Genomic DNA, 11,654 nt, shown 5'->3' with positions numbered 1-11,654 from the left:
TGCCTGATTTCTACTCAAACATCAACAAAAAGATGTGACTAAGTGACAGGCTGACCGCTTCCAGCTCCCCACAGGGGGAGGGATATGTTATGGTCTAGGACGTGACACGGGGTGTCCGGTAGCTCATCTACTTGGCTGAGATAACACCCGTCGAACCTGATCCAGTTCATACTGGCGAAGGGATGTCTGCCTTTCGGCTTGCAGCAACCGCTGCTGATCCATGCCTTCGCCTCTGACTTTTAGAGGTAGTAATGCAACAATCTGCACCCACACTTGCACAACAATTAATTTTAGTCACCGGCGGCGCTCGTGGTCTAGGTGAGCACTTGGTGCGCGCCTTTTTACGCGAAGGTGGCAAAGTGGTCATCAACTACTTAACCAGCGAACAAGCGGCCAATCAATTAGCGGCCGACTACCCAGAACACGCGCTGGCGCTACAAGCTGATGTCACTGACGCTGATGCAGTACAGGCACTATTTGCCAAAGCTCAGGCGCACTTTGGTCAGCCCATTACCACCGTCATTAATAACGCATTACCGGCATTTTCGTTTAATGGTGATGCCCGTGAAAATGCGGATCAGCTGAGCTGGAATAATGTACAACAGCAGTTTGAGGGCATCGTAAAAGGCGCCTTGAATACCACACAGGCGGCGTTACCCGGTATGCGTGAAGCCGGCTTTGGTCGCATCGTGAATATCGGCACTAATCTATTTCAAAATCCCGTGGTGCCTTACCATGACTATACCGCAGCGAAAGCGGCGTTGTTATCCTTAACCCGCACCCTTTCACAAGATCTAGGCCCAGATCAAGTGACGGTGAATATGGTTTCTGGTGGCTTATTGCGCACCACTGATGCCTCAGCGGCTACTCCAGAAGAAGTGTTTGATTATATTGCTGCTGCCACTCCTTTGCGTCGTGTTACCACACCGGCTGAGTTTGCTGATGCGTGCTTATTTTTTGCCTCTCCTTGGTCACGTTCCGTTACCGGTCAAAACTTGGTGGTTGACGGCGGCTTGGTGAAAAACTAATGGCAGCTACTCATAACCAGCAACGCATGATGCACCTTAACCTCTTCATTATGGGTTGTGGTCATCATAAGGGGGCGTGGCGTCACCCCAATTCTTCGGTAGAGCGTTTAGGCGATATTCGTTATTACGAAGAGCTAGCGCAAATTGCCGAGCGCGGTAAGTTTGACGCCGTATTCTTTGCTGATGGCCAAGCCGCCGTTAATGTATCTGACGGCAGCCCTTGGTTTTTAGAGCCACTCACCACAATGGCGGCCATGAGTCGAGCGACTGAAAAAATAGGGTTGATCAGTACGGTATCAAGCACCTTTTATACCCCATTTCATGCCGCACGCATGATGGCATCCTTGGATCATATCTCAGGTGGACGCATGGGCTGGAACGTGGTGACTTCTATGTTTGATATGGAGGCACGCAACCATAACTACCAAGCCATGCCGGTACATGCCGATCGTTATCGTCGAGCCGATGAGTTTGTTGATGCCGCACTTAAACTTTGGGGTTCGTGGGCGGAAGATGCTCTTAGTTTTGATCGCGCAGGTCATTATGCCGATCCCGATAAAGTGCAGCCGATTCATCACAATGGTGAGTTCTTTTTAGTGGATGGCCCCCTTAATGTGCCACGTCCCCCTCAAGGGCACCCGGTATTGTTTCAGGCTGGCGCCTCAGAGCAAGGGCGTGAATTAGCCGCGCGCCGTGCTGAAGCCATTTATGCGGTGGCCTATGACTTGCCTGCCGCACAAGAATATTACCGAGATATAAAGCGTCGTGTGCAAGAGGCTGGGCGAGATGTAGATGTGCCTATTATGCCGGGCTTAGTCACCTATGTGGCGGCCACCGAAGCAGAGGCCAAAGCCAAACAGCGAGAGCTAGATGAAATGCTGCCAGTGGCTGCTTCTTTGCGCCAGCTCGGTTTGTTTATTGAACAAGACTGCTCAAATTGGGACTTAGATGCCCCCATGCCAGAGCTGCCACCACTGTCGGAGTTTACCGGACCTAAAGGTCGTTACAGTACTATTTTGCGCATAATAGAAACAGAACAACCTACGGTGCGAGAGCTCTTGGGGCGTTTAGCCGCCGGCGGTGGCCATTGCACTATGGTGGGTACACCTAAGCAAATTGCCGATAAAATGGAGCACTGGTTTAATAATGAAGGGGCGGATGGTTTTAATCTGATGCCTCCATCATTGCCGTACAGCATTGAAGACTTCGTTGAACAAGTGGTGCCCGAGCTACAACGCCGTGGTTTATTTCGCAGCGAATACGAAACCAATACCTTGCGCGGGCATCTGGGGCTAACCAAGCCTTAAGCCATAAGCGATCAGTGACTGATAATCTAAATAAAAGGGCACATTACTAGAAGTGGTGTGCCTTTTTTTTGTGCTGATGGCGTCAAGCGGTCAGCTTGTTTTTTTCTTACAGCATCAGCTAGGCTAATGAGTGTGTCTATTTAGTCTAAGGAACCCAAATGGAAATTTTGATGGTGATGACCTCTCATGAGCAGCTGGGTAATAGTGACAAAAAAACCGGCCTGTGGCTTGAAGAGTTTGCCGCGGCGTATTACGTATTTAAAGACGCTGGCGCAGATATTATGTTGGCCACCACACAGGGTGATATGCCACCCATTGATCCTAATAGTGTGGAGCCCGAGGCATTAACTCATGCAACCGAGCGGCTGTTTGCAGATGCCGCGGCCAAGGCGCAGCTGGCCTGTACCCATGAAGTAAAAGACTTTATTGTTGCTGAATTTGACGCCATCTTTTATCCTGGAGGACACGGTCCTTTATGGGATCTGGTAGATAATCCCGACTCAATTCGCCTTATTGAAGGTATGTTTGCGGCACATAAACCGGTGGCATTGGTATGTCATGCGCCAGGTGTTTTGCGTAATGTAAAAGGACCTGACGGGCAGCCAGTGGTGCAGGGTAAACGCGTGACCGGCTTTAGTAATAGTGAAGAAGCCGCGGTCGGGTTAACTGACGTTGTGCCGTTTTTGGTTGAAGATATGCTCAAAGCCAATGGGGGTGACTATCACAAAGCAGACGACTGGCAGCCCCATGTTGAAGTAGACGGTTTGCTGGTCACTGGGCAAAACCCCGCATCATCCACCGCCACTGCCGAAGCCTTGTTAGCCATACTGCAGCGCCCGATTCATTAACAAGCTTAAAGACACAAGATTTTTTGCCACGGAATACACGAAACTCACTGAAAAATAAAGATTAAATCGGAAAAGCTTTATTTGTAAAAAACTAACGAAAACAACTCCAAGCTGCCAGCGGTTAGAGTCACTGGAACAACTATTCTTTGCTAGTAATACGTATTAGTATTTTTTCTTACTCAGCTTAACTTTCTATATTTTTCTGTGCTTTCCGTGGCAAAAATAGGTTTTATCTTGTTGTCAATCGGCTGGCGATAGCCGCCGCTCTAAGCGATGTAAGATTGAGTCGATAATAATGGCTATTAACGCCACCATGATGCCGCCTTGCAGTACGAAGGCCATATTGTCGGTGAGCAAACCGGCAATAATGACTTCACCAAAGCCTTTTGCCGCCACCGTAGAGCCTATGGTGGCGGTGCCTATGCTGATCACTAATGAAATACGAATGCCCGCCACTATTACAGGCAATGCCAGTGGCAGTTCGACCGACCATAATTGCTGGCGCGGGGTCATGCCCATGCCCCTGGCGGCGTCAGTGACTTGGCTGGGTACTTGCTGCAAACCGGTCACGGCATTTTCATAAATAGGCAGCATACCGTAGAGAAATAACGCCACCAAGGTGGGCGTCAACCCAAAGCCCAGCGCTGGTACCGCCAAAGCCAAGACTGCCACCGGCGGAAAGGTCTGACCTAAGTTGGCAATGGCACGCGCCAGCGGTAAAAACTCTCGGCCACTGGCACGAGTCACCCAAATGCCGCCAATCAGGGCAACTAGGGTGGCGGCGGCGATGGCGATAAACACGGCTGCTAAATGCCAAAGCAACAAATTAAACACGCTGTCGCGGCGATAAATAGCGGGGGTTTGCTCATCGACAAAGTAGCTAAATAAAGGAGCTAGCCACTCTATATTGATGGTCATTATCAGCAGTAGCAGTATGGGCAGCCCAAGCCCTAACCAAGTAAGCGCGGCCGATTTCTTCATATTCGCGCACCTTGTGGTAGTAAGTCATGCATAGATACTTGGCCTATGACCTGTCCTGCTGTATCCACTACTTGCAACTCTTCTACCTGCTCCCAGATCAGTAATGCCATAGCCTCGCGCAAGCTAGCATTGGCATGAATATTGGGCAGAGGGTGAGTGGATTGGGTTATTTTTGTGGTCATGATCTGGCTGACTTGTTTGGTGCTCAGTAAACGCAGCGGACGCTCGGTGCCGCCTACGAGCTCTTGTACAAAACCGGCTTTAGGGTGGCGCAACAGGGCTTCTGGCGTGTCTAGCTGTAGTAATTCACCTTTATCCATGACCGCAATTACATCGGCCATTTTGATGGCTTCTTCTAAGTCGTGAGTGACCATAATAATGGTGATCCCCAAGAGCTGCTGTACCTTCAATAACTCATCTTGTAGCAGCTCGCGGGTGAGCGGATCTAGGGCACCAAAAGGCTCATCCATCAGCAGTAGTTCTGGTTTGGCAGCCAGTGCTCGCGCCACCCCCACTCTTTGTTGTTCTCCGCCAGATAATTGATGTGGATACTTGCTGGCAAAGGTGGCGACATCTAGCTTGAATAAGGTCAGCAGCTCGGTGACTCGAGCATCAATATCCGACTTTTTCCAGCCCAGCAGCTTAGGCACGGTGGCAATGTTTTGCTGAATGGTGCGATGGGGAAACAAGCCCACGCCTTGAATAACGTAGCCAATGCGGCGGCGCAATTGCTCTGGCGCCAGTGTGGTGACATCTTGACCCTTGATCAAAATTTGCCCCTGACTGGGCTCAATCAGTCGATTAAGCATGCGTAGCATGGTGGACTTACCACAACCGGATGTTCCTACTAATACACAGAACTGGCCGCTATCTACTTTGAACGATAGGTTATTGACGGCTATTTGTGCGCCAAACTGTTTGCTAAGTGCTGTCACTTCAATCATGCATTATCGCCTTTTTGCAGGGCTATTAGAGTGTCGATCACCATGGCGAATAAAAACGCCAAGATAAGCGTCGGCACCGCACCCAATATCACTAAGTCGGTGGCGGTTTGGCCCAGCCCCTGAAAAATATAAGTACCAAAGCCACCGCCACCCACTAGCGCAGCCACCGCCACTAAGCCGATGTTCATGGTCACCACCACTCGCAAGCCAGTCAAAATAACCGGCAACGCCAAGGGAAACTCTAACTGCCATAATCGCTGGCGCTGACTCATGCCCATGCCGGTGGCGGCGTCGCGCACGCTGGCATCAATTTGATCGAAACCAAGCGTGGTATTGCTAACAATAGGGAGCAAGGAGTAAAAAAACAGCGCTATTACCGCAGGGGTTGCGCCTATGCCGCGAATACCGAGCTCGGCCAATATCGGATAGCCGGTCGCCAGCATACCGAGCGGTATCATGAGTAGCCCAAACATGGCGAGGCTAGGAATGGTTTGCAAAATATTCAGCACGGGAAACACAGCGGCTTTTAGGCTGGGTGAGCGATGACAACCGACTCCCAGCGGAATACCGACTAACACTGCAGGCACTATACTGCCCAGTGACAGCTGTAAGTGGCGAGCCGCTTGCCCCCAAAAGTTGGTTTGGTTGTGATACTCATGCAATAACGAGAGCGAGTCCCAGTGGCCACTGGCCAGCAATAGCAACACAGAACCCACTATTAAAGTTACCAGAGCCAGTCGAGGCAGCGGACCGAGTGCCAGCTTAATGGCTGCATCTGTGATCAGCAGCGCCAGCCAAAAAATGGCCAGCCAAAAGCCCCCATTAAGAGAAACACGCGCTAAGGGGCTGGCTTCAAGCAATAACTGAGAGGCGCTGAGCCCAAGGGTATACATTAGTGTTATCAGAGTGGCTACGGTGAGTAACATGCGGATGGGGATTGCACTTTTGAAAAGTGATAACAAGCTAGTAAGAGATAACAATATTAGCGTAGGGGTGAGCGTGGTTAGGCTGGCGGCATCCCAGATCCTCACGCTTTCACCTGGCATAATACGGTTTGGTTGCAGGCTAACCAAGGGCAGGGCAAGCAACGACAGCAGTAGGGCAAACACCAGGGTGCTACCCACTTTATCCAAATTAGAAAACGTCAAAAAGACTCCCGTAACATACAAGTGTTATTCCCTTCGTTGGGGGGCTTAGGTAAGTCAGGATAAGGGTTCTCACGACAACAGAGATCAAGGTACATACTGTAAACTCAGTTATGTGTACATGCCATCGACGGTTAGCGTAAAGAGAGCCTTATCCTTATTTGAGCCTTGCTGTATTTTGCCAAAAACAGCTAATCCTACAAAAAGCCCTTATCAGACAGGTAACTTTTGGCAACGGCTTGAGGGCTTTCGCCACCAATGGCAATGCGACTGTTGAGCTGTTGCAGAGTTTTTACGTCTAACGACTGAAAAATGGGAGCTAAAATAGTGTCGATTTCTGGGTAAGCCTGCAAAGTCTGCTCGCGCACTATGGGAGCAGGGGCATAAACGGGTTGCACCCCCTTATCATCCTCCATAACGACTAGACCAACCGAGGCGATGGCACCGTCGGTACCGTACACCATGGCGGCATTGGTATTGTCGGTTTGCAATGCTGCCGCCTTAATGGTGGCGGCCGTGTTACCCCCGGCCAGTACCAATAGCTGGCTATCGTCTAGCGTAAAGTCATAGGTTTGCTGAAAGGCAGGCAATACCGCCGGGCTAGACACAAATTCGGCTGATGCTGCGAGTTTGATCTCGCCACCTTGGCTAATGTAACGGCCAAAGTCGGACATGGTTTGTAGTTGCTTGTTATCGGCAATATCTTGGCGCAGTGCTATAGCCCAGGTGTTATTGGCGTTAGCGGGCGTTAACCACACCAGTTGATGTTGGTCGTAATCCAGCTGTTTGGCTTGCTCGTACCCTTGCTGAAAGTGTCTCCACACTTGGTTTTCTTCTTGCTTATGGAAGAAAGCAGCATTGCCGGTGTATTCTGGATAAATATCAATTTCACCGGCAATAATGGCCTTGCGTACTATGGGGGTACCACCCAGCTGAGCACGGTTTTCTACCTTGAGCCCAGCATCTTTTAGTGCCAAATAGATAACATTGCCCAGCAGGCCGCCTTCGGTATCTATCTTAGAAGAGACCACAATGGTGTCTGCGGCTAAGGCGGGAGCAGCCACGGCTAACGATAGGGTAAACATGGCCGAAGCCAGCGACTTTTTCATGTGATTTATCCTTGTCTTAAATGAATCCCAAAAACCTACTCTATGTAAAGCTTGGCCCATGGTAAACTGCTAACCTCAACTGATGTCCATTTGACTCAGTTTTGGGGTGGCTTATTGATCGGCTTTTTACTCCCCTCAAAATCGATATGAATATTTAATGGTCGCCATAGCCCTTGTTGAGAAAAGCAGTCCCAGCCCCAGCGTAACCAGCGCAGTAGGGCGAATGCCAGCCACAGTGCCCAGCTCAACATCAATAAGCGATACACCAACAAAGGCACCGATAATACCCAAGCTTGAGGTAAGCTGGCGCTACTTCTGTCTTGATACCAGCGCAGCACAGCACCATAAGAACGGTTACCGCTAATTTGCATATTGGGTAAACCCAGCAATCCTTGCTGTATGGCAAAAAACAGTACACTTAACGCCAATAAGGTGAGTAACACTAAGCCTATCTGCACTAGATTAAACACTTTGCCAGCCGAGGCGTGTTGCCAGTTTTTGCGCAAGCCCAGCGCCAATAGCCAACCAACCACAATAAACGCCATCCATAACGGAATTTGCGTTAGTCCAATACCCAGTAATAACCAATGGTGAAAGCGCAAAGGAGTGAAAGAGATGCGACTTAATCCCACCGCTAACAGCACAATAATGGCCAGCAAGCTCCAAAATAATACCGCCGGCCCCATGCTTGGCCCTGCGGCAAATAATACCCAGCGATCTTCACCTAGGTTCAGTTCAATATCGTTATTCACGCTTGGGCTATTAAGATCAATGAATGGCGTCGTTAACAGCGATTGAACCCCATCGTTATGTCGCCAGTGAATACTTAAATGCTGTGCACCAGGAACAAGCGGGATCACCAAGCTGTTGTCATCTTGCAAGCGCAGTGGCTGGCTTTTACCGTTAATACTAACCGACTGTAACTTAATATTATCGGGTAATTGCAAGCTATGCTGACCGCCTTGGCTACTGCGCATTTGTAGTGCCAAGTGAGCATCCATGGCTCTATCCCCTGGGGTGAGGGTGAGCTTGGTATTATCTATGGTGAGGGTTTGCCCCGCCACGCCCGTGGGGCGGCTAATATGCAGTGTGACAGACTCACCGGGCCAAGGGCGCCATTCGGGCAACCAATGACCGCTGGCATTTTGTTGATGAATGACCGTTAAGCCGCGGCTGTTCACATGCCAAATGGCACTGGCATCTAATTGCCAGTGTTCAACCCAGTGCTCGGTGTCTGCTGCGGTCAGCTTGAGCGTGTCAGACTTTTCTAACCGTGACTGCCAACTTATGGTGCTTTGGTTGGCGCCCAAGTTAACAACCGCCTTACCGTCTTTTACATTAATGCCATCAGTGAGCACTGACTCACCGTCTAGTAAGGGGATAGCCAGTGATATGGGCTGACCCAATGGCGATGCGCGCTGTACTTGAGTGATCACTTTCCAATCAAGATCAAGGCGTAAGCTGCGTTTTACCTCAACAAACCCAGGCTGCGCCCCCGGCTCTAGTGTTTGCTGCTTTGGTGCAGCATTAGCCGAGGGGACTTTATTAAGGGTGAGTTGAGCGCTGGGTACGCCATTGTTATCTGTCCCTTGCAGAGTCCAATGGGATGCGTGCAACTCTACCTGATGGGGGCGCAGCAATAGCGGTAGCCTGACGCGTGTTTGCTCATTAAGCGGGCCCGTTAGACGCACAGTATGTATACCTGTGGGTAAGTACACATATAAGGCGCCATTGGGCTGGCGCAGCAGGGCGTGGCTAGCGTTGCCATTAACCCGTACTTTATTTGGCAGCCAAAATTTAGCATTGCCCGGTAAAGGCACGGCCACGGCTTGTTGAGTGTGCACTTCTAACTCGGCGCTCAGCTGCTTATTGTTTACAGAGAGGTGCATAGTGGCGATTTGTGCACACTGTGGCAGGCAGTCTGGTGGTGTTAGTAGCTTAGTTTTTAGCTCTGTTAAGAGTTGCTCATTGGGTATGGCGGCCTGTGCGGGGATTGGGCTTGCCAATAATACAGGCAACACTAAGGTAGGTAACAGCAATGACCATAGGCTGCCTTTTTGTAGTGCGGCTTTAGCGCGGTTGAGGTTAAGGCCTGCCATACGCAACACTAACAGGCTGATCAGTACTACGCGCAGTACATTTAATATCATGTTTACCGTGGGGGAGAGCAATACCAATTTAATTTGTTGATCTTGTTGCACTGGGCCATTCCAAGTGAGGTTGAAGCTGTTCCATTGCCAGTTCGGCATGCCGGGGCCGGTTTGCACTTTGGCGTTGGGATCAATTTGCGTTAATGGCGCAGGCTGGCTGTTTGCCTTAGGTGAAGAAAGTCGTTGGCTCTTGCGCACTTGTTGCGTTAATTCTTTGGCAGGTTCTGCTAGCTGGTCACTGTTTATGGTGTCCATAGCCGCCTCGCTTATCGCAGGATAATGGCGAAAAGGCGCAGTGTGTGCTAACTGCGGATACATAGCAGTGCGTATTTGATCCACCATAAATGGAATGGCAATCAGCAGCAGTATTAGCGCACTGACATTACGATAACCGATCACCGCTGTTTTGAATCGGCCCTTTGGTAAAACCCTTAGCAAAGCCGCAGCGGCCAACAAATGTAACCATATCCAACGGGGTGGCCCAAAGCCGGCTGCTTGGTGCAAAATTAGTGACAGCGTTAATAAGGTGATTAGCCCCCATTGCCAGCCCCACAGACGAAACGCGGCCACCGCAGCAATCAGTACGACAAATAAGTCCAATAGAGTCCAGCGTTGTAGCCAAGTATTAGGGGCGCTGTCCATGCCCGAGGCCGACAACAAGCTCCAGCCAGGCGGCAGGTGTAACTGAGTGCTTAACGACTGTAAGTCGATATTCCAGCCCACTGCGGGCAAGGTTGAAATGGCTCCTTGAAAGCGGCTATCAGCGGTGACATTCAGCTGGCCATGGCGAATCTCCACGCCTTTTTGGTGGGTACCGCCAACTTGGGTAATAAACTGCTCTTGGCCAGCGATGGCGACGCGGCCTAAGTCTAATGGCGGTTGTGCTTCTAGCCGCCAGCCTTGGTTCATGCGCCCTGTGATGGTGTCTTGTATGCTATAACCACTGCCATCAAAGTCTAGCCACAGCTGGCGCTGTAAGTTTAGTCTATCGGGTTGAGCGCCTTGATGACCACGGCGAATCTCCCGCAACTGCATGGTTTCGCCTTGGTTTATTTGATAGGCAGGTAGCTGCTGCCAAGCCGTCGGTAAGTTAGTTTGTTGCGGATCAACTGTCGTTAAATTATCAATCTCCACCAAGCGCAGCTGCGGCTCAGCGGCAAACACCCACACTTCTTGATCGGGCCAGGGGACATTGGCCTTCGGTCGGGTTAACTGGTTAATGTTAGCGGGGTGGCGACTCACTACATTAATGCTCCAGCGGCCAGGGCGAACTTGTACTCTTAATTGGCCATTGGGCTCTAATCTGGCAGGAAGAGGGCTGTCGACTTGCAATGGGATCTGTTGATCAAGTAATACTGGCCCCAGTAACAGCTCGCGTTGCTCACCAGCCACTTCTAGGTTTATTAAGGTAGTGACGTGCAGCGGAATGGTATCTGAAACGTTGCGATAGACCTGCAACGATAAGGCATCACCCTGTGGTGCGCTAGTGGCTTTATTGCTGTTGCGTTGGCCCAACCATAAACGGCCTTTTTTATCTAACTCAAGCTTTTTTATAGGGGTGTTATTGATGGTAAGTGCTAACAAACCTGTGGCAGGAGCAAGCATTAAATTTTTAGGTAATTGTGCCCATTGCCATTGCCCTGTAATAAGGTGTTGGCCTGGGGCTAGCTTAATATGAGGGCGGCTTTGCTTGTTCGCAACCGCTGTGGGTTGGCCATTCACAGTGACCTGTTGCGGCCAGTGTTGCAGGTTGCCGGGCAGCTGCACCCAGCTGTCGCTATATAGCTGCCACTGCTGGCTAAACTGTCCGCCGTTATCGGTTAACTCGAGTGCTAGCTGAGTGGGCCAAGCACATTGATACCCTTGTGCTTGATTATAAATAAAGGGGCATTGGCGTTGTTCTTCGCCATCTAACACCCATTCAATCCAAGGTTGTAATGGTTCAGGTACCTGAGCTGGGCTAATGGCACGGGCTGCCGTCGCCAACAGACCCAATATCATCAGTAACACTAGGGTTGCTGGGCGCATAAGATTCCCTTCTTAAGGTTGCCGAGACCGAGAGTAGCTATGGATTAAAGAGTAGCATTATACCCGACATTCCGCACCTAATTTTCTGATTTATTTTTCTTGACACGGATCCGC

Annotated in this window: 8 protein-coding genes and 1 riboswitch; of the genes, 3 read left to right on the top strand and 5 right to left on the bottom strand. The window is 50.4% G+C overall.

Features of this window, described 5'->3' with window-relative positions; genetic code table 11:
- Window positions 1-97: 97 nt before the first annotated feature.
- Window positions 98-200, top strand: a riboswitch (TPP riboswitch).
- A 51-nt stretch (window positions 201-251) separates the two neighbouring features.
- From ACTHY5_RS09180 to ACTHY5_RS09170, 3 genes are all read left to right on the top strand, one after another.
- Window positions 252-1,028, top strand: a complete 777-nt coding sequence (locus ACTHY5_RS09180; protein ID WP_441878930.1) for a 3-oxoacyl-ACP reductase — start codon at window positions 252-254, stop codon at window positions 1,026-1,028.
- The gene (locus ACTHY5_RS09175) at window positions 1,028-2,335 is read left to right on the top strand and encodes an LLM class flavin-dependent oxidoreductase (RefSeq protein ID WP_441878928.1); all 1,308 of its coding nucleotides are present in this window, start codon (window positions 1,028-1,030) and stop codon (window positions 2,333-2,335) included. Before ACTHY5_RS09180 ends, ACTHY5_RS09175 begins: the two co-directional genes overlap by 1 nt.
- A gap of 158 nt (window positions 2,336-2,493) precedes the next feature.
- Window positions 2,494-3,183, top strand: coding sequence for a type 1 glutamine amidotransferase domain-containing protein (locus tag ACTHY5_RS09170; protein WP_441878927.1), 690 nt, complete (start codon window positions 2,494-2,496; stop codon window positions 3,181-3,183).
- 240 nt (window positions 3,184-3,423) lie between these two features.
- Here ACTHY5_RS09170 and ACTHY5_RS09165 read toward each other — a convergent pair whose 3' ends face one another.
- From ACTHY5_RS09165 to ACTHY5_RS09145, 5 genes are all read right to left on the bottom strand, one after another.
- Window positions 3,424-4,164 carry an ABC transporter permease gene (locus ACTHY5_RS09165; protein ID WP_441878925.1) on the bottom strand — a complete coding sequence of 247 codons (741 nt, stop codon included), beginning with the start codon at window positions 4,162-4,164 and terminating at the stop codon, window positions 3,424-3,426.
- Window positions 4,161-5,108, bottom strand: a complete 948-nt coding sequence (locus tag ACTHY5_RS09160; RefSeq protein ID WP_441878923.1) for an ABC transporter ATP-binding protein — start codon at window positions 5,106-5,108, stop codon at window positions 4,161-4,163. The genes ACTHY5_RS09165 and ACTHY5_RS09160 overlap by 4 nt, the downstream gene beginning before the upstream one ends.
- Window positions 5,105-6,256, bottom strand: a complete 1,152-nt coding sequence (locus tag ACTHY5_RS09155; RefSeq protein WP_441878921.1) for an ABC transporter permease — start codon at window positions 6,254-6,256, stop codon at window positions 5,105-5,107. Before ACTHY5_RS09155 ends, ACTHY5_RS09160 begins: the two co-directional genes overlap by 4 nt.
- Before the next feature lie 194 nt (window positions 6,257-6,450).
- A complete protein-coding gene (gene osmF, locus ACTHY5_RS09150; protein WP_441878919.1) occupies window positions 6,451-7,362 on the bottom strand; it encodes a glycine betaine ABC transporter substrate-binding protein OsmF in 912 nt (303 codons plus the stop codon).
- A 95-nt stretch (window positions 7,363-7,457) separates the two neighbouring features.
- Window positions 7,458-11,540 carry a hypothetical protein gene (locus tag ACTHY5_RS09145; RefSeq protein ID WP_441878917.1) on the bottom strand — a complete coding sequence of 1,361 codons (4,083 nt, stop codon included), beginning with the start codon at window positions 11,538-11,540 and terminating at the stop codon, window positions 7,458-7,460.
- Between the last annotated feature and the right edge of the window lie 114 nt (window positions 11,541-11,654).

The organism is Oceanisphaera sp. (assembly GCF_052084945.1).
Classification (GTDB): domain Bacteria; phylum Pseudomonadota; class Gammaproteobacteria; order Enterobacterales; family Aeromonadaceae; genus Oceanimonas.
The sequence above is the reverse complement of the archived record's forward strand: the minus strand, read 5'-3'. Positions and strand labels throughout refer to the sequence as shown.